Consider the following 18813-nt stretch of genomic DNA (forward strand, 5'->3'; position numbering starts at 1 on the left):
TGGCCACCCTGCTCAGGGATTGGCGGGGTGACACCGGATTACCACGGTACCGCGCGTATCCATCATGCGCGGCATAAGAGCCCGGACCCCCGAAGGGGCCGGGCAGGATTGCTACTCGGCGTCGGCCTGCTGCTGGGTAGCGAAGATCTCAATCTGCTCACCGGGGGCGAGCGTCACGATGGCCTTCTTCCAGCTGCGGGTCATGCCAACCTGGTAGCGGACGCGCTTGGCCTTGCCGCGCACGTTGATGGTGTTGACCTTGACCACGTGGACGTTGAAGAGCTTCTCAACGGCCTCGGCGATCTCCTCCTTGGGGGCCTTCTTGGCAACCTCGAAGGTGTACTTGCCCTGCTCCATGAGGTCGTAAGAACGCTCGGAGACCACGGGGCGGATGATGACGTCGTATGCGGACTGCATTATGCAAGCACCTCCTCGAGCTGCTTCGCGATGTCGGTGGTCATGACGAGGGCACCGTTGTCGATGAGGTTGCGGGTGTTGGCCTCGGAGACGGCGATGCAGTTGACCTTCTCCAGGTTGCGGAAGGAGAGGTAGCTGTTGACGTCGTCATCGGGGATGACCACGGTGACACGCTTGCCCGAGACGCCCAGGGCATCGAGAACGGCCTTGGCCTGCTTGGTCGAGGGCTTCTCGAAGGAGAGGGCATCAACGAGGACGAGCTCGGAATCGGCGACCTTGCCGGAGAGCACGGACCTCATGGCGAGCTTGACCATCTTCTTGTTGATGCGCTTGGAGTGGTCACGCGGGGTGGGGCCAAAGACAACGCCGCCGCCGGTCCACTGGGCAGCACGGATGGAACCCTGGCGGGCACGACCGGTGCCCTTCTGGCGCCAAGGCTTGCGGCCGCCGCCGGAGACCTCGTGACGGTTCTTGGTGGAGTGGGTGCCCTGACGCAGGCAGGCGTCCTGGCAGACCACAACCTGATGGATGACCGGGATGTTCGGCTCGATGCCGAAGGCGTCGTCGGAGAGGTCGGCCTGGCCGGCCGCCTGTCCCTCGACGTTCTTGATGTCGTACTTGGACATGAGTCCTCCTTGTTAGCCTAAGTGTGTGCCTACTCGCGTGGGCCCCTAGGCCATGCGGACCTGGACCAGGGCGTTCTTGCCACCGGGCACGGCGCCCTTGATGAGCATGAGGTTCTGCTCAGCATCGACGCGGACGAGCTTGAGGTTCTTGACGGTGACGCGCTCGTCGCCCATGTGGCCGTACATGTGCAGGCCCTTGCGGACGCGGGCGGGGTAGGCGCACTGGCCAATGGAGCCAGGCTTACGCTGGTTACGGCAGCCGTGGGTCATGGGGCCGCGGGAGAAGTTCCAGCGCTTGACGGTGCCCTGGAAACCCTTGCCCTTGGAGGTGCCAATGACGTCGACGGACTTGACGTCCGCGAAGTCGGCGACGGTCACGACGTCGCCGGTGTGGTGCTCCTCGCCGTTCTCGACGCGAACCTCGCGCAGATAGCGCATGGGCTCGACGCCGTGGGCGGCAAAGTGACCGGCCATGGGCTTGTTGACGTGCTTGGACTTGATGTCTCCGAAGCCGATCTGGACGGCGTCGTAGCCGTCGGTCGCCTTCGTCTTCACCTGCGAGACGGTGCAGGGGCCAGCCTGGATGACGGTGACGGGGACGACGTTGTCGTCCTCATCCCACACCTGCGTCATTCCGAGCTTGCGGCCAAGGATCGTGCTGACCATGCTCATTCCTTACCTTCGGTGGTCATGGGACGATTGGGCAGCTCCTCTGCCCTCCCCAGCGGACCACGTCCTGTAGAAGCAGCACACGGGGGCGAGACACACCTCTCCCCTTTGTGCAGCCTGTCTAGTTTACACGCAGGACTGGGCATTCACAATGTCTTCGCAGATTTTTTTGGCCCCAGGAGCTGGGGATTCACATTCCGCGCCGTCGGGCGTATCCATGGGTAGGCGCTTGGATTTCTCGTCTTACAACTGACGGGGAACGCCTCCGTTGGCAGGGATGAACGAGCCCATGACACCCTGGTGTTCGCGCTTCTCGTGAACAATGTCGCGGGCGAGAAGAACGATCGAAAACACACCCATAACAATGCCGAGAATCAGCAAGCAGAAGCCCGCGCCCAAGGTGACGTAGTACGCCGTGGACGTAGAGCCAAGCAGCATAAGGCCCACCGTGCAGATCTCGAAGAGCGAGAATGCCGTGGTAATTGAGGAAAGAACGAGCGATGCCGTACGGCGCCGCAGCATAGGCAGGACGGCGGTGACAATGGCGAGCAGGACGAGAACCGCGCCATCGGGGGCATCCGTCAGGGCTACGGAGTAGTCGTAGCTCATTCCAGAGACAACGAGGAACGGCAGGAACGCGGCAATGCCCATGAGGAGTGCCGCCGTAAGCGTGACAAGCTCGGCTGGCGTAACGGCTTTGGTGGCCTGCGAGGGCGCCGGAGGCATAGTGGCCGCCTGTGGCGCCGGCTCAATGGGAGCCGACTTGGGGGTAGCTGCATCCCTAACAGGTACCGAGAGGTCAAAGCCACAGTTGGGGCAGAACTTCTCGGTACCGGCAAGCTTCTTTCCACACTGAGGACAGAACATACAACCCCCTAGCCTCACAGCCAATAGTCTCAATAGTACCCATATCGCCACGGGATTGAGTTGCCGGGGAACGGAATCCCATTGCCGGGCAATGGAATCCCACTGCCGGGCAACGGAATCCCACTGCCGGGGAACTCAATCCCGCGGAAAAAAAGGGCCCCGTCTCGAGAGGAGACGGAGCCCTTGGCAATACCTCTGAGCGCTCGGACTAGAGCTTGATCTCGATGTCCACGCCCGCAGGAAGGTCGAGACGCATGAGCGAGTCGACGGTGGAGCTGCTGGGGTCGAGAATGTCGATGAGACGCTTGTGGGTGAGCATCTCGAACTGCTCGCGGGAGTCCTTGTCCTTGTGCGGCGAGCGGATGACCGTGTAGAGGTTGCGCTCGGTGGGCAGGGGGATGGGGCCGGAAACACGGGCGCCGGTCTTCTGAGCGGTGTCCACGATGAGCTTAGCGGACTGGTCGACGACCTCGTGATCGTAGCCCTTGAGGCGAATCCTAATCTTCTGGCTTGACACTGTAAACCTCCGTAAATGAGCTATCGCTCGTGGTCGTTAACTAGGAAGCGGTGCCGCCGGCCTTGGCGACAATCTCGTCGCGGACGGCCTTCGGAACGGGCTCGTAAGCGCTGAACTGCATGGTGTAGCTCGCGCGACCCTGCGTCTGAGAACGGAGGTCGGTAGCGTAGCCAAACATCTCGCCCAGGGGCACCTTGGCGCGAATGACCTTGGTGTCCTTGCGGTCCTCCATGCCCTCGATCTTGCCGCGGCGAGAGGACAGGTTGCCCATGACGTCGCCCATGTACTGCTCGGGGGTCTCGACCTCGACCTCTTCGATGGGCTCGAGCAGGACCGGGTCGGACTTCTTGAGAGCGTCCTTGATTGCCATGGAGCCAGCAATCTTGAAAGCGGCCTCGGAGGAGTCGACCTCGTGGTAGGAGCCATCGACGAGGGTCACCTTGATGTCGACGACGGGGTAGCCGGCGATGACGCCGCTCTCGAGCGCCTCCTGGATGCCCTTGTCGATCGAGGGAATGTACTCCTTGGGCACGACGCCGCCGACGATAGCGTTGACGAACTCGTAGCCCTTGCCCTCCTCGTTGGGCTCCATGTCGATGATCGCGTGACCATACTGGCCGCGGCCACCGGACTGGCGGACGAACTTGCCCTCTGCGTGCTGGACGGCGTGACCGGCGGTCTCGCGGTAGGCGACCTGGGGCTTGCCCACGTTGCAGTCGACCTTGAACTCGCGGCGCAGGCGGTCGACGATGATCTCGAGGTGAAGCTCGCCCATGCCGGCGATGATGGTCTGGCCGGTCTCCTGGTCGGTGTGGACGCGGAAGGTCGGGTCCTCCTCGGCCAGCTTGGCGAGACCAACGGACATCTTCTCCTGCTCGGCCTTGGTCTTGGGCTCGACGGCGACGTCGATGACGGGGTCGGCGAACTTGATGGACTCGAGGACGATGGGCTTGTGCTCGTCGCAGAGCGTGTCACCGGTCTGGGTGTTCTTGAGGCCGACGCAGGCGACGATGTCGCCGGCGGAGCACTCCTCGCGGTCCACGCGGTCGTTGGCGTTCATCTCGAGGATGCGGCCCAGGCGCTCCTTGGAGTCCTTGACGGAGTTGTAGACGTAGGAGCCAGCCTCAGCCTGACCGGAGTACACGCGGATGTAGGTGAGCTTGCCCACGTAGGGGTCGGTCATGATCTTGAAGGCGAGGGCCGAGAAGGGCTCCTTGGGGTCCGCGTGACGGACCTCGGGCTCACCCTTGAGGTTCTTGCCGTCGATCTCGGGAACGTCGAGCGGGCTGGGGAGGTAGTCGACAACGGCGTCGAGAAGCTCCTGGATGCCCTTGTTCTTGTAGGCGGAGCCCACGAAGACGGGGTTGAGCTCGTTTGCGATGACGCCCTTGCGGATGGCGGCCTTGAGGAGGTCGACGGGAACGTCCTTCTCCTCGAGGACGGCCTCCATGAGCTCGTCGGAGAAGTTGGAGGCGGCGTCGAGAAGCTCCTCGCGCTTCTCCTGGGCGAGGTCAGCGAACTCCTCGGGGATGGACTCCATGGGCTCGGGGTAGATCATGCCCTTGGCGTCCTCCTTGAAGTCCCACGCGGTCATGGTGACCAGGTCGACGAGACCCCAGAAGTTGGACTCGGAGCCCATGGGGATCTGCGCAGCCACGGCGGGAGCAGAGAGGCGCTCCTTCATGGTGTCGATAGCGTGGAAGAAGTCGGCGCCCACGCGGTCGAACTTGTTGATGAAGGCGATGCGAGGCACGTTGTACTTCGCGGCCTGGCGCCAGACGGTCTCGGACTGCGGCTGAACGCCGGCGACGGCGTCGAACACCGCGACAGCGCCGTCGAGGACGCGCAGGCAGCGCTCGACCTCGGCCGTGAAGTCCACGTGACCCGGGGTGTCGATGATCTGGATGACGTGGTCCTTCCAGAAGCACGTGGTGGCCGCGGAGGTGATGGTCACGCCGCGCTCCTGCTCCTGGACCATCCAGTCCATGGTGGCTGCACCGTCGTGGACCTCGCCGATCTTGTGGGTCTTGCCGGTGTAGTAGAGGATGCGCTCGGTGGTAGTGGTCTTGCCGGCATCGATGTGGGCCATGATGCCGATGTTTCGCAGGTCTTCGAGCTTGTACTTCATCTTTGCCATATGCAGCTACCCCCGGACTAGAAGCGGTAGTGAGAGAACGCGCGGTTGGCCTCTGCCATCTTGTAGAGGTCCTCGCGACGCTTGACGGAGGCGCCGACGCCGTTGGCGGCGTCCATGATCTCGTTGGCGAGACGCTCGGCCATGGTCTTCTCCTTGCGGGCACGCGAGAAGTTCACGAGCCAGCGGATGGCGAGCGTGGTTGCACGACGGGAGTTGACCTCCATGGGCACCTGGTAGGTGGCGCCACCGACGCGCTTGGGCTTGACCTCGAGCGTAGGACGGATGTTGTCCATGGCCTTCTTGAAGACGGAGAGGGGATCCTCGCCGGTCTTCTCGGCGACCATGTTGAAGGCACCGTAGACGATGCGCTCCGCGGTGGCCTTCTTGCCATCGAGAAGGACCTTGTTGATGAGCTGGGTCACGAGGCGGTTGTTGTAGACGGCGTCAGGCTGGACCTCACGACGCACTGCTGCTGCACGACGCGGCATGTTTATATCTCCCTAGAACGGTTTGCTTGCGTTGCTTGCGATGGTTTACTTGCCGCGCTTGGCGCCGTAGCGGGAACGGGCCTTCTTGCGGTTCTGGACGGCAGCGCAGTCATAGGCGCCACGGATGATCTTGTAACGGACACCAGGGAGGTCACGAACACGGCCGCCACGGATGAGCACGATGGAGTGCTCCTGCAGGTTGTGGCCCTCGCCGGGGATGTAGGCGGTGACCTCGATGCCGTTCACGAGGCGCACACGGGCGACCTTGCGGAGGGCGGAGTTAGGCTTCTTGGGCGTGGTGGTGAAGACGCGGGTGCAGACGCCACGCTTCTGGGGGTTGTGCTGGAGCGCGGCGTTCTTGGACTTGGCCTTGACGCTCACGCGGCTGTGGCGGACGAGCTGGTTAATGGTAGGCAAAGTTCTCTCCTTCTATACCTATCTACGTGCTTGTACACGAATCTTAAGGGCAGCGCAGCACCGTCGCCCTGGATTGGCGCGAGGTGATACGTTACGCGCGCTCCCTGCAGTTGTCAAAAAGCCACGGGACCGGGCGTATCCCTTCTCCACGCTTCGTACACGCAATCCGCTCGCCTTCTTGAGAGATGAGCGGGACGCCACCAAAGTGACGCCCCGCCCTCAGATAGTGCCTTCTCTGGACTGGCGAGAGGCGCTAGTCCTCCTCGTCATCCAGGCCCAGGACCGCCCTGCCAATGGCATCGGTGGCCACGATGGCGGCATAGAGCTCATCAGGAGTGACGTCTCCAGCGAGGTTGTGGATCGTCTCGCCGGGGACGCAGGCGTTCTTGGCAATGGTACGGATCTCGTCGTCGGTCTTGACACCCAGCTCGCTCAGCGTGACCGGCAGACCCACCTCAAGGCAGAACTCCTGCACGTCGAGGAACTCCTCCTCCGTAGCGCCCTCGAGCGTGAGCTGCACCAGCGTTCCGAAGGCAACGCAGTTGCCGTGAGGCACGCTGTGGCCACCGAGCGAGGTGAGGCCGTTATAGAAGGAGTGCGCAGCGGCGCAGTTAACGTTGTCGGCACCGACGCCTGACAGGTAGACGTTTGCCTCGATGATGGCATCGAGGGCGGGAGTCACCACGTGCTTCTCGCACGCGGCGAGCGCCTGGGTGCCGTAGTCGCGCAGCGTCTGGTAGCAGAGCTTCGCGAGGGCCATGCCTGCACGCGTGATGCCCGTGCCCTCAAGGCTGGGAGACTCGGTGCGCAGGGACGCGCGGCCCTCGAAGTAGGTGCCCAGGGCGTCGCCCATGCCGGCAACCAGGAAGCGCACAGGGGCGTTGGCGATGACCTGCGAGTCCACCATGACCGCATCGGGGTTGGTGGGATAGAACAGGTACTTGTCAAAGCTTCCGTCATCGTTGTAGATGACGGAGAGGCCGGTGCAGGGGGCGTCCGTCGCAGCAACAGTGGGGATGATCACCACGTGCTTGCCGGTGTAGTAGGCAGTTGCCTTTGCGGTATCTACCGCGGAGCCGCCGCCGACGGCGACAACGGCATCGATCTTGTCCTCCTCGACTATCGCCTGCATCTTGGCAATCTCGCCCTTGCTCGAGATGCCGCCAAAGACCTCGTAGCGACGATAGTCATCGGCGTCGCCGAAGCTCTCCTCGAGCTGGTCGTGGCAGGCCTTGTAGCCGCTCCTCGAGCAGACGAAGAGCCAGCGCTTGCCCATGTAGCCCATCTCGTCCTTGAACTTGAGCAGGGCACCCTTGCCCTGGACGTACTTCAGGGGCTCACGCATCGCACGCAACAGCTTCATGACAGTCTCCCTTTCGCACTTGTCCGGCCACGATCCTCCCGCGTGGCATCGCTGTAAGTATCCCACGGGGCCATGCGAAATGCCGCCACAATTCCAGTTGCCCAAACTAGCGCAGCACCCGCATGGCATTGAGGACGCAGAGAACCATAACGCCCACGTCGCCAAAAACTGCCAGCCACATGGGGGCGAGACCAACCACGGCCAGGCAGAGAATTGCGACCTTCACCACAATGGCGAAGACGATGTTCTGCCGGGCAATGCGGATGGTGCGGCGGGCAATGCGGATGGCCACAGCGATCTTGGAGGGCTTGTCGTCCATGAGAACCACGTCGGCGGCTTCGATGGCGGCGTCCGAGCCCATGGCACCCATGGCAATTCCCACGTCCGCTCGTGCGAGAACAGGCGCATCGTTGATGCCGTCTCCCACAAAGGCGAGCGTCGCGTTTCTCTCGCGCTCGCCGAGGAGGCGCTCGACCCGATCGACCTTGTCCGCCGGGAGAAGCTCCGCGTGGTACTCGTCTAGCCCGAGGTCGCGAGCAACGCTTGCCGCGGTTGCTTCGCGGTCACCCGTGAGCATTACGCAGCGGCGGACGCCCTCGGCCTTGATGTTGGCAATCGCTTCGCGGGAGTCATCCTTGACCTCGTCGGAGATGTGGATGTGGCCGGCATACTCGCCGTCCACGGCCACGTGCACCACGGTGCCCCCGGAGGTGTGGCAGCCCTGCCAGGTGACGCCCACCTCATCCATCAGCCGGTCGTTGCCAACGGCCACCCTGTGACCGTTGACCGTGGCAAGCACGCCGTGGCCTGCCTCCTCGGTGACGTCAGACACGGTGCAGCCGTCGTGGTCACTGGGATAGGCATCGCGAAGCGCGGCCGCGATGGGGTGCGTGGAGTTGTGCTCCACGTGAGCCGCAAGGTGGAGGAGCTGCTCCTCGGTTAGACGCGACGGATGGACCGTAGTGACCTTGAAAACGCCCTTGGTGAGCGTGCCCGTCTTGTCGAATACGACAACCTGCGCATTTGCCAGGGCCTCGAGGTAGTTCGAACCCTTTACGAGGATGCCGTGCTTGGAGGCGCTTCCAATGCCACCGAAGAACGCGAGGGGCACCGAGAGGACCAGCGCGCAGGGGCACGAGACCACGAGGAAGGTGAGAGCACGCAGGAGCCACTTGGCGAAGTTGGCGCCAAAGTCCCCCGAGACGAGCGGCGGGAGTATCGCCACAGCAATGGCCAGGTAGACCACGATGGGCGTATAGACCTTGGCGAAGCGCTTGATGAACTTCTCCGAGTGGGACTTGCTGGAGCCGGCATTCTTGACCATGTCGATGATCTTGCTTGCCGTGGACTCGCCAAACGCCTTGGTCACGCGCAGGCGAAGCACGCCGGAAAGGTTCACGCAGCCAGAGAACGCATCCTCGCCAGGCTTGACCGAGCGCGGCACGGACTCGCCCGTGATGGCACGGGTGTCGAGGCTCGAAGTACCCTCGATCACAGTTCCGTCGAGGGGGATCTTCTCGCCAGGCTTTACCAGGATGACCTCCCCCACCTGCACCGTATTGGGGTCGACAACGACCACCTCACCGTTGCGTTCAACGTTTGCGGCATCGGGGCGGATGTCCAGAAGCTCCTTGATCGAGCGCTTGGAGTTGCCCTCGGCGATGCCCTCGAAGAGCTCGCCCACCTGGAAGAAGAGCATTACGAAGACGGCCTCGGCAAACTGGGGCTCTCCACCGGGCACAAAGCCAATGAGCAGGGCACCAATGGTGGCAATGGACATGAGGAAGTCCTCGTCGAAGGGGTGCCCGTGCGCCACGGATTCGGTGGCCTCGGCAATAACGCTACCTCCCGCGACCACGTAGGACGGCAGGTAGATGAGGAGTTGCGCCCAGAGCGGAAGGTTCGTTACGCGCTGGATGATGACCGCCGCAACGAGAAGCACGGCAGCAATGATAATGCGACGCTTGAGGACCGACGGGTCCTCATCGTCATCATCCTCGTCCTCCTCGTCGCCCTCGCCTTCGAGCGTCTCCTCATTGGCATCGGCGCAGGTAGCGCAGGCGGTCTTCTCGTCCTTATCGTCATCCTCGTGGTGGCAGCATGAGCAAGACATCGTGTCCTCCGTTAGTTCAGCCGTACACCTAGGCGCTCAGATGTCCAATCTCGTGAACACATGAGCACGTGTTCATACGAACATTACCACGATGGTATCCCCTGGTCAACGGAGACCTCTGCACCTGATCGTCATACTGGCTTTAGCCTTGCCTTCAGCTCGCTGTTATTGCGCGATATTTCTCGCCGATACAGCAACCACCCAGTTGACTCACCACTCATCAAGAAATTTCGCGCAATAAATTGAGCCGAGAGAAGACATCGACCTATAGCTACCCTGCGGCGAGTGGCAAAGCGACCCCGCCCGCATTCCTGTTCTTTATCGGTTTTTGAGAACTCAGACGGACGTTTGCGCAGGTCAAAAGTATCGCCCTTCTCAGATTCCGCTATAGAACGATGCTACGTTGAGGGGGACAACGCCAATCAAGCGGCGAGACAACCTACTCCTCGCTGGCACGCACGGGTTCGGCGGCGTGCAGCAGGCCAACGGAGATGAGGGTGGTCACGTGCTCGTCTGCCAGCGAGTAAATCACCCGACGCCCGTCGCGACGGGCCGTCACCAACCCACGGTCGCGAAGCAGCCGTAGCTGGTGCGATATTGCCGACTGCGAGACGGCGCAAATCTCCTCAAGGTCGGAGACGCTCTTCTCGCCCAGCGAGAGCGCCCCCAAAATTCGGAAGCGCGTCAGGTCAGAGAGCGCGTCAAAAATCTGCGTGGCGTCATAGACCACGTCGTCGTTAGCTAGATACTCGTCGAGAAGGTCCCTCGAGCACGCCTCATTCATGGGTCCTCCCCCACCGTTGGCGGCAACATCAACTCTCATTCTGGTTCATGGTACCCGGTTACCACTTGGCTGCCACACGAGCCCGGGGCCACGCACACAAAAGGGCCCCGGCACGATGCCGGGGCCCGCTTGTCTATCTGTGCGACAGGTTTGCCGCCTGGCCCGTGCGTGGGCTACTCGTTGTTCTCGTCACCGTCGTCAGACGCGTTCTCCTGCTTGACTACCTGCGAAAGCAGGTCGTCCAGGGAGCCCAGGTCCTCGTTGATGACGTCGGAGTCGTTGGACTGCGCGTCAGAGGACCCGCCGATAAGCTCGTCGTCGTAGTGGTGCTTGGCGGGAGCTGCGGTGCCCAGCATGATGTCAGAGTCGGCATCGGGCGAGAAGACCATGTTGAGGAGCTGCGAGAGGTCCTCGGAATCTGCCTCGTCGTCATCCGGCTCGAGGATGTAGAGCAGGCCACGGGCCTCAAGGCCGTCGCGAAGCTCCTCGATAGCCTTGGCTCCAATGCCATCGATGCGCAGCAGGTCATCCTCGGTCTTGCCGATAAGGTCACCCACGGTCTCAATGCCCACCTCGCTGAACTTGTTGGTCCAGCGCTGCGAGACGCCAAGGTCGTCGAAGAGGTAGAGCTTGGCATCCTCGCTGGAGAGGGTGCGGCCGTTCTTCGAGTAGACCCCACCGTAGCCGTAGTCGTCGCCCACCCAGTCGAGCTGCTTGGGGAGCTTCTCCTCGATACCCTTGAGCTCGTCGGGAGCCCACTCGGGCAGGCTCTGCGCCTGCGGGGAGGTGGGGCCGTCAATCTTGGTGCCATGGTAGGTAAGCTCGACGCCGCGGTACGCGGAGAGGCCGGTGCCGGCGGGAATCTGCTTGCCCACAATGACGTTGGACTTGAGGTCGAGCAGGTGGTCCACGTCACCGGCAATGGAGGAGTCGGTGAGGACGCCAGCGGTGCGGATGAACGACGCGCTGGAGAGCCAGGAGTCGATGGAGCTGGCAACCTTGAGCGTACCAAGGATGACGGGCTCCGCCTCGGGCGGAGTGCCGCCAGCCAGGGCAACGTTGCGCACCGTGTCGGCAAAGACGTAGCGGTCCACGTACTGGCCGAGGAGGTACTGGGAGTCGCCGGGGTTGGTCACCTGGACGCGGCGCAGCATCTGGCGGGCGATGACCTCGATGTGCTTGTCGTTGAGGTCGACGCCCTGGGAGGTGTAGACGTCCTTGACAGAGGCGACAAAGGTGTGCATCGTCGACTCGATGTCGGTGAGCTTGCGCAGCTTGCGGAAGTTGACGAAGCCGCGGGTGATCTGGTCGCCGGCGCGGACCTCGACGCCGTCCTCCATGCCCGGCATGAAGCGCGCGGACGCGGGGATGCGCCACTCCTCAAGGATGCGGGAGCGGTCGTCGCTGTCGACGATACGGATGAGGTACTCGGTCTGCTCGGGCGTGATGAGCAGAGTACCCGAGACGGGCGCGAGGTCTGCCTCGCGGCCAAGGATCTTCTCGTTGACGTTGCCGACGACGTCGAACATGCGAGCGACCGTGGGGAGGCCCTGCGTGATGTCGTCAGCGCCAGCGACGCCGCCGGAGTGAATCGTACGCATCGTGAGCTGGGTGCCCGGCTCGCCGATGGACTGGGCCGCGATGATGCCAACGGCCGTGCCGATGTTGACGGGACGACGGGTCGAGAGGTCCCAGCCATAGCACTTCTGGCAGACGCCGTACTTGGACTTGCAGGTGAGAAGGGCCCTGAGCTGGACCTTCTTGAGCCCGTGGGCAACGAGCATCTTAAGGTCGTCTTTGGACTCGATGTAGCCGTCGCGAGCGATGAGAACCTCGCCAGTGGCAGGATCAACGATGTCGTTGAGTGCGCAGCGGCCAATGAGGTCGGTGTCCACGTCGCTCTCGCCCGGCTTGATGAGCGGGTAGGTCACGGCCTCGTCGGTGCCGCAGTCCTCCTCGCGAACAATGACGTCCTGTGCCACGTCGACCAGACGGCGGGTAAGGTAGCCCGAGTCGGACGTGTGAGAGGCCGTGTCCACGAGGCCCTTGCGGGCGCCGTAGGTGGAGATGAAGTACTCAAGCGGGAGTAGGCCCTCGCGGAAGTTTGCCTTAATGGGCAGGTCGATGGTATCGCCGGACATATCGGCCATGAGGCCACGCATACCGGCGAGCTGGCGGAGCTGCGTCTTTGAACCACGGGCGCCGGAGTCAGCCATCATGTAGATGGGGTTGTCCTCGGCGAAGCCCTCGAGCATCTTGGAGCCAAGCTCGTTGGTGCACTCGGTCCAGGCGTTGACGACCTCCACGTGGCGCTCCCTCTCGGAGAGGAAGCCGTCCTCGTAGTACTCGTTGATTTCGTCGACCTTGTCCTGCGCCTCGTCGAGCATCTCCTGCTTCTCGGGCGGGATGACGGCATCCCAGACCGAGACCGTAAGGCCAGCCACGGTGGCGTAGTGGAAGCCCGTCTCCTTGATGGCGTCGAGGATAGGCTCGACGTCCGCGGTGCTGTAGCGATCGCACGCGTCGTTGACAAGGTTCTTGATGTCGCCCTTGTTCATCTTGTAGTTGATGAAGGGGTAGTCCGCAGGCAGGCAGCGCGTGTTGAAGATAACGCGGCCAACGGTGGTGTCGACACGCACCGAGTGATCGGTGACGTCGTAGTCCACGGGGCTGTTCCACTTGTCGAAGGTGCGGAAGATCCTGCGGCCGTTCTCGACAACGTTGGCGTCCTGGGCCCTCACGCGAACCTTGATGTTGGCCTGGATGTCCAGGTTGTCGCGGTTGTCGAAGGCAAGGATGGCGTCATCGAAGTCCGCGAAGACGCGGCCCTCGCCCTCGGCGCCGTCCTTGGCGGTGGTGAGGAAGTACGTGCCAAAGACCATGTCCTGGGAAGGCACGGTAACGACCTCGCCGGAGGCAGGCTTGCGCAGGTTGTTGGTCGAGAGCATGAGGACGCGCGCCTCGGTCTGCGCCTGCGTGGAGAGAGGCACGTGGACCGACATCTGGTCGCCGTCGAAGTCGGCGTTGAAGGGGGCGCACACCAGCGGGTGCAGGTGGATTGCCTTGCCCTCAACAAGGACCGGCTCGAAGGCCTGGATGGAGAGGCGGTGCAGCGTAGGTGCGCGGTTGAGAAGCACCAGGCGATCCTGGATGACCTCATCGAGCACGTCCCAGACGGCGGGCATGCCGCGGTCGATGGCGCGCTTGGCACCCTTGATGTTCTCGACCTTGCCCAGCTCGACCAGGCGACGCATCACGAAGGGCTTGAAGAGCTCGAGCGCCATGGCCGAGGGAAGACCGCACTGGTGCAGCTTGAGGTGCGGGTCGACCACGATGACCGAACGGCCGGAGTAGTCGACACGCTTGCCCAGCAGGTTCTGGCGGAAGCGGCCCTGCTTGCCCTTGAGGGCCTCGGCGAGCGACTTGAGCGGGCGTCCGCCACGGCCGGTGACGGGACGACCACGGCGGCCGTTGTCAAAGAGGGCATCCACGGACTCCTGGAGCATGCGCTTCTCGTTGTTGACGATGATCGCGGGGGCGTCAAGGTCGAGCAGGCGCTTGAGTCGGTTGTTGCGGTTGATCACGCGACGGTAGAGGTCGTTCAGGTCGGACGCGGCAAAGCGGCCACCGTCGAGCTGCACCATGGGGCGCAGGTCGGGCGGAATCACGGGAATGACGTCCAGAATCATGTTGGCAGGGTCGTTACCGCCCTTGAGGAAGGCGTCAACAATCTCCAGGCGCTTGATGGCCTTCTCGCGCTTCTGCTTCTGGGAGTCCTCGGACGCGATGATGGCGCGGAGCTCGGTGGCCTCCTTCTCGAGGTCGATGCCACGGAGCAGCTCGCGCACGGCCTCGGCGCCCATGCCGCCCTTGAAGTAGATGCCGTAGTAGCGCTTGAGCTCGGAGAAGAGCGCCTCGTCGGAGATGAGCTGGCGCTTCTCGAGCTGCATGAACTGCTCGTAGGCCTCGCGGCGCAGCGCCTTCTCCTCCTCGTACTCCTCCTCGAGGTCGGCAATGCCGGCACGGACCTCCTCCTCGGAGAGCGGCTCGACGTCGTCGAACTCGTCTCCAGAGGCCTGACCCTGCTCCTTCAGGCGCTCGATCTGGTCGTCGCGCTCGGCGTCCAGCTCCTCGAGGTCTGCGGCAAGCTCTTCCTTGAGGTCGTCGGCATCGGCCTCGCGGGCCTCGGTGTCGACGTCGGTAATCACGTAGCTCGCGAAGTAGAGGACCTTCTCAAGATCCTTGCTCTTCATGTCGAGCAGACGCGACATTGGGAAGCTCGCGGGGCTCTTGAAGTACCAGATGTGGCTCACGGGTGCGGCAAGCTCGATGTGGCCCATGCGCTCGCGGCGCACCTTTGCGGTGGTCACCTCAACGCCGCAGCGCTCGCAGACGATGCCCTTAAAGCGGATGCCCTTGTACTTGCCGCAGGCGCACTCCCAGTCCTTCACGGGACCAAAGATCTTCTCGCAGAATAGGCCGTCCTTCTCGGGCTTGAGCGTGCGGTAGTTGATGGTCTCGGGCTTCTTGACCTCGCCGTGCGACCAGCTGCGAATCTGGTCGGCAGAGGCGAGAGAGATCTTGATAGCGTCGAAGTCGGTGGTATCGAATTCTGCCACAGTCGCTACTCCTTATCGCTGTTGGCGTCGCCGACGAGGTTGTCGGACTCGCCGAGGTCGCGGGCAAGGCCCTTGACGAGGTCATCGGTAGTGTTGATGTTGGCGAAGACGTCCACGGGGTTCTCCTTGGCCGTGGGCTTCTCCTCCTCTGCCTTGGGCTCGGCCTTCTTCTTGTAGGAGATGGGCTCGATGTCGAGCGCGAGGGAGCGCATCTCCTTGACGAGGACCTTGAAGGACTCTGGGATGCCTGCGGGGGGAACGTTCTCGCCCTTGACGATGGCCTCGTAGGTCTTCACGCGACCGTTGGTGTCGTCGGACTTGACCGTGAGAATCTCCTGCAGGACGTTGGCCGCGCCGTAGGCGTAGAGGGCCCAGACCTCCATCTCGCCGAAGCGCTGGCCACCGAACTGGGCCTTACCGCCCAGGGGCTGCTGCGTGACGAGGCTGTAGGGGCCGGTCGAACGCGCGTGGATCTTGTCGTCGACCATGTGGCCGAGCTTCAGGATGTAGGAGGTGCCAACCGTGATGGGGCTCTTGAACGCCTCGCCCGTGCGACCGTCGTAGAGCGTGGTCTTGCCACGGTCGTTGAGCTGCGGCACGAAGTCAGCGTTCATGTGCTTGCCGTACTCAAGCATGGCCTTGTTCATAAGGTTCACGTTGGTGCGGCGGATGATCTCGGCGACCTCCTTGTCGGTCGCGCCGTCAAAGACGGGCGTGGCCACGGGGATGGGGCCGGGGACGTAGGTCTTGGAATCCGGCGTGGTGTCATCCCAGCCGTGGGTTGCGCCCCAGCCAAGGTGGCACTCGAGCAGCTGGCCAACGTTCATACGAGAAGGAACGCCCAGCGGGTCGAGAAGGACGTCCACAGGGGTGCCGTCGGCCATGTAGGGCATGTCCTCGACGGGCAGGACCTTGCACACAACGCCCTTGTTGCCGTGGCGGCCGGAGATCTTGTCGCCCTGCTGAATCTTGCGGCGCTGGGCAACGAAGACGCGGACAAGCTCGTTCACACCGGGCTGGAGGTCGTCTCCGGCCTCGCGGCTAAAGCGCACGACGTCGACAACGCGGCCGTAGGCGCCGTGAGGCATCTTGAGCGAGGTGTCGCGCACGTCGTGGGCCTTGGCACCAAAGATGGCGCGGAGCAGGCGCTCCTCGGCGGTGAGGGCCGTCTCGCCCTTAGGCGTGACCTTGCCCACCAGGATGTCGCCAGGGCCAACCTCGGCACCAATGCGAATGATGCCGTCATCGTCGAGGTTTGCGAGCATCTCCTCGGACTGGTTGGGAATCTCGCGGGTAATCTCCTCGGGACCGAGCTTGGTGTCGCGGGCGTCGATCTCGTGACGGGAGATGTTGATCGAGGTGAGCAGGTCCTCCTGAACCACACGGTCGGAGACGATGATGCCATCCTCGTAGTTGTAGCCCTCCCACGGCATGTAGGCCACGGTGAGGTTCACGCCGAGCGCGAGCTCGGAGTGATCAATCGAAGTGCCGTCAGCCAAGGGCTGGCCAGCCTCGACGTGATCGCCCACATGCACGATGGGACGGTGGTTGATGCAGGTGCTCTGGTTGGAGCGCTGGTACTTGGGCAGCTCGTAGTCCTCGGCACCGTGCTCGTCGGAGTAGACAACCACGTGGGCGGCGTCGACCTTGTCGACAACGCCAGCGTGAGCCGCGCGGATGACCTCGCCGGAGTCGAGGGCGGCGCGAGCCTCCATGCCCGTGCCCACGTACGGGGCGTGCGGACGAATCAGAGGCACGGCCTGACGCTGCATGTTAGCGCCCATGAGGGTACGCTTGGCATCGTCGTGCTCGAGGAACGGGATGAGGTTGGCTGCGACGGAGAGCATCTGACGCGGCGAGACATCCATGAAGTCGACGTCAGAAACCTCAACCTGGGCAGGAGCGCCAAAGGAGCCGTCGAAGTCGCGCGTACGGGCGATGACGCGGTCGGGGTTGGTGATGTTGCCCTTGGAGTCCACGACCACAAAGCGTCGCGTCTTGGGGTCAACGGGGGTGTTGGCCGGCGCGATGTTGTGGTTCTCCTCCTCGTCGGCGGTCATCCACACGATCTCGTCGGTGACCTTGCCGTCGACGACCTTGCGGTACGGCGCCTCAATAAAGCCGTAGTCGTTCACGTGCGCATAGAGCGCCAGCGAGCCAATGAGGCCGATGTTGGGGCCCTCGGGGGTCTCGATGGGGCACATGCGGGAGTAGTGCGAGTTGTGAACGTCGCGGACGGCCGTCGGCACGTTGGTACGGCGGCTGGAGCCAGACTTGTGGCCGGCAAGGCCGCCAGGGCCAAGGGCCGAGAGACGACGCTTGTGCGTGAGGCCGGCCAGCGGGTTGGCCTGGTCCATGAACTGCGACAGCTGAGAGGAGCCGTAGAACTCCTTGATAGCCGCCACGATCGGGCGGATGTTAATCAGCGACTGAGGCGTGATGTCATCTGCGTCCTGGGAGGCCATGCGCTCGCGCACAACGCGCTCCATGCGGCTCATGCCAATGCGGAACTGGTTCTGGACAAGCTCACCCACGGTGCGTACACGACGGTTGCCAAAGTGGTCGATGTCGTCGGTGTGCTTGGTCTCGTCGCCGGCGTGGAGAGCCAGGAGGTAGCGGAGGGCAGCCACAATGTCCTCGCTGGTGATCACGCGCTCGTTGTCGTCAACGTCGAGGCCAAGCTTCTTGTTGACCTTATAGCGGCCAACACGAGCCAGGTCGTAGCGCTGCGGGTTGAAGTAGAGGCCGTCGAGCAGCGAACGGGCGGAGTCCACAGTGGGGGGCTCGCCGGGGCGCTGACGACGGTAAATCTCGAGAAGTGCGTCTTCGCGTGTTGTCGCAACGTCGCGCTCGATGGTCGAGCGGACAACCTCGGAGTCACCGAGAAGCGAGAGAATCTCGTCGTCGGTCTCGGCGATGCCCAGGGCGCGCAGGAACGACGTTGCACTCTGACGACGCTTGCGGTCGATGGAGACCACAAGGTGGCCGCGCTTGTCGACCTCAAACTCGAGCCATGCGCCGCGTGCGGGGATGAACTGCACGCGGTGGACGAGAACACCAGAGTCCATCTCGGCGGCGAAGTAGACGCCGGGCGAGCGGACCAGCTGGGAGACGACGACGCGCTCGGAGCCGTTGATGATGAAGGTGCCGCGATCGGTCATGAGCGGGAAATCGCCCATGAAGACGAGCTGCTCCTTGATCTCGCCGGTCTCCTTGTTGATGAAGCGCACATCCACGAAGAGAGGCGCCTGGTAGGACAGGTCCTTGGCGCGGCACTCGGCCAGGCTGTGGGACGGGTCACCGAACTGGTGCTCGCCGAAGGTCACCTGCATGGTCCCGGCGGAGTTCTCGATAGGCGAGAACTCCGCGAAGGACTCGGCGATGCCGTCGGTCATGAAGTGCTTGAACGAGTCCTTCTGGACGGAGATGAGGTTGGGCAGCTCCATCGCAGGCGGGATTTTGCTAAAGCTCTTGCGCTTACGGGTGACTTGCGGTTTAGTAAGAGAAGTCTTTGCGGTAGACACCAGGCTTTTCCTCCTTCAAAAGGGTGGAAGGCGGCAATTGTCGCAAACTAGTAATCTAGCCAAGGTCAAGACTTTCGTCAACAACAAGTCTTGACTTGCCCAGCATTTTCTATTAGATTCTCCAAGTTTTCACGCGTTTCCCGCAAAATCCCAGAAAGCTTGTGGAGGAATCATGGGGGCTCGGCGAGCCACTGGCACCCATGGACTGGACGCGACGCCAGGATATGACGGCTTGCTACCGTTCCATTAAGGCTGCGGGGCATCAACTGGGC

Annotated in this window: 13 protein-coding genes; all 13 read right to left on the reverse strand. The window is 62.9% G+C overall.

The window, feature by feature from the left end:
- Positions 1–111: 111 nt before the first annotated feature.
- The gene (rplW, locus tag BT122_RS02285) at positions 112–417 is read right to left on the reverse strand and encodes a 50S ribosomal protein L23 (RefSeq protein ID WP_059052922.1); all 306 of its coding nucleotides are present in this window, start codon (positions 415–417) and stop codon (positions 112–114) included.
- A complete protein-coding gene (gene rplD, locus BT122_RS02290) occupies positions 417–1043 on the reverse strand; it encodes a 50S ribosomal protein L4 (protein ID WP_072354419.1) in 627 nt (208 codons plus the stop codon). The genes rplW and rplD overlap by 1 nt, the downstream gene beginning before the upstream one ends.
- 45 nt (positions 1044–1088) lie before the next feature.
- Entirely contained in the window at positions 1089–1709 is a 621-nt protein-coding gene (gene rplC, locus BT122_RS02295; protein WP_032110655.1) for a 50S ribosomal protein L3, read from the reverse strand.
- A 246-nt stretch (positions 1710–1955) separates the two neighbouring features.
- Positions 1956–2579 carry a zinc-ribbon domain-containing protein gene (locus BT122_RS10680; RefSeq protein ID WP_083432261.1) on the reverse strand — a complete coding sequence of 208 codons (624 nt, stop codon included), beginning with the start codon at positions 2577–2579 and terminating at the stop codon, positions 1956–1958.
- Positions 2580–2787: 208 nt separating this feature from the next.
- On the reverse strand, positions 2788–3096 hold the full coding sequence (gene rpsJ / locus BT122_RS02305; RefSeq protein ID WP_032110541.1) for a 30S ribosomal protein S10: 309 nt from the start codon (positions 3094–3096) through the stop codon (positions 2788–2790).
- Between the two features lie 40 nt (positions 3097–3136).
- Complete coding sequence (fusA, locus tag BT122_RS02310) at positions 3137–5233, reverse strand: elongation factor G (protein ID WP_072354420.1); 2097 nt, start codon at positions 5231–5233, stop codon at positions 3137–3139.
- A gap of 17 nt (positions 5234–5250) precedes the next feature.
- Positions 5251–5721: a 30S ribosomal protein S7 gene (gene rpsG / locus BT122_RS02315; protein WP_072354421.1), complete on the reverse strand. Its 471-nt coding sequence runs from the start codon at positions 5719–5721 to the stop codon at positions 5251–5253.
- A gap of 45 nt (positions 5722–5766) precedes the next feature.
- On the reverse strand, positions 5767–6138 hold the full coding sequence (rpsL, locus tag BT122_RS02320) for a 30S ribosomal protein S12 (RefSeq protein WP_032110544.1): 372 nt from the start codon (positions 6136–6138) through the stop codon (positions 5767–5769).
- A gap of 253 nt (positions 6139–6391) precedes the next feature.
- Entirely contained in the window at positions 6392–7501 is a 1110-nt protein-coding gene (locus BT122_RS02325; protein ID WP_072354422.1) for a glycerol dehydrogenase, read from the reverse strand.
- A gap of 106 nt (positions 7502–7607) precedes the next feature.
- The gene (locus BT122_RS02330) at positions 7608–9614 is read right to left on the reverse strand and encodes a heavy metal translocating P-type ATPase (protein WP_083432262.1); all 2007 of its coding nucleotides are present in this window, start codon (positions 9612–9614) and stop codon (positions 7608–7610) included.
- A gap of 439 nt (positions 9615–10053) precedes the next feature.
- Positions 10054–10398 carry an ArsR/SmtB family transcription factor gene (locus BT122_RS02335; RefSeq protein ID WP_082667171.1) on the reverse strand — a complete coding sequence of 115 codons (345 nt, stop codon included), beginning with the start codon at positions 10396–10398 and terminating at the stop codon, positions 10054–10056.
- A gap of 173 nt (positions 10399–10571) precedes the next feature.
- Positions 10572–15017: a DNA-directed RNA polymerase subunit beta' gene (locus BT122_RS02340; RefSeq protein ID WP_059052904.1), complete on the reverse strand. Its 4446-nt coding sequence runs from the start codon at positions 15015–15017 to the stop codon at positions 10572–10574.
- A gap of 5 nt (positions 15018–15022) precedes the next feature.
- Positions 15023–18541 (reverse strand): DNA-directed RNA polymerase subunit beta, encoded by a 3519-nt coding sequence (gene rpoB, locus BT122_RS02345; protein WP_072354423.1) that lies wholly within the window; start codon positions 18539–18541, stop codon positions 15023–15025.
- Between the last annotated feature and the right edge of the window lie 272 nt (positions 18542–18813).

The organism is Olsenella sp. kh2p3, assembly GCA_900119625.1.
In the GTDB taxonomy this organism is placed as follows: Bacteria; Actinomycetota; Coriobacteriia; order Coriobacteriales; family Atopobiaceae; genus Tractidigestivibacter.

What these genes read in the sequence shown, in the direction of transcription:
- BT122_RS10680 (WP_083432261.1), bottom strand. Translation starts at nt 2,579, where the DNA reads ATGTTCTGTCCTCAGTGTGGAAAGAAGCTTGCCGGTACCGAGAAGTTC.
- rplC (WP_032110655.1), bottom strand. Translation starts at nt 1,709, where the DNA reads ATGGTCAGCACGATCCTTGGCCGCAAGCTCGGAATGACGCAGGTGTGG.
- rpsG (WP_072354421.1), bottom strand. Translation starts at nt 5,721, where the DNA reads ATGCCGCGTCGTGCAGCAGCAGTGCGTCGTGAGGTCCAGCCTGACGCC.
- fusA (WP_072354420.1), bottom strand. Translation starts at nt 5,233, where the DNA reads ATGGCAAAGATGAAGTACAAGCTCGAAGACCTGCGAAACATCGGCATC.
- rplW (WP_059052922.1), bottom strand. Translation starts at nt 417, where the DNA reads ATGCAGTCCGCATACGACGTCATCATCCGCCCCGTGGTCTCCGAGCGT.
- BT122_RS02330 (WP_083432262.1), bottom strand. Translation starts at nt 9,614, where the DNA reads ATGTCTTGCTCATGCTGCCACCACGAGGATGACGATAAGGACGAGAAG.
- BT122_RS02335 (WP_082667171.1), bottom strand. Translation starts at nt 10,398, where the DNA reads ATGAATGAGGCGTGCTCGAGGGACCTTCTCGACGAGTATCTAGCTAAC.
- BT122_RS02325 (WP_072354422.1), bottom strand. Translation starts at nt 7,501, where the DNA reads ATGAAGCTGTTGCGTGCGATGCGTGAGCCCCTGAAGTACGTCCAGGGC.
- rplD (WP_072354419.1), bottom strand. Translation starts at nt 1,043, where the DNA reads ATGTCCAAGTACGACATCAAGAACGTCGAGGGACAGGCGGCCGGCCAG.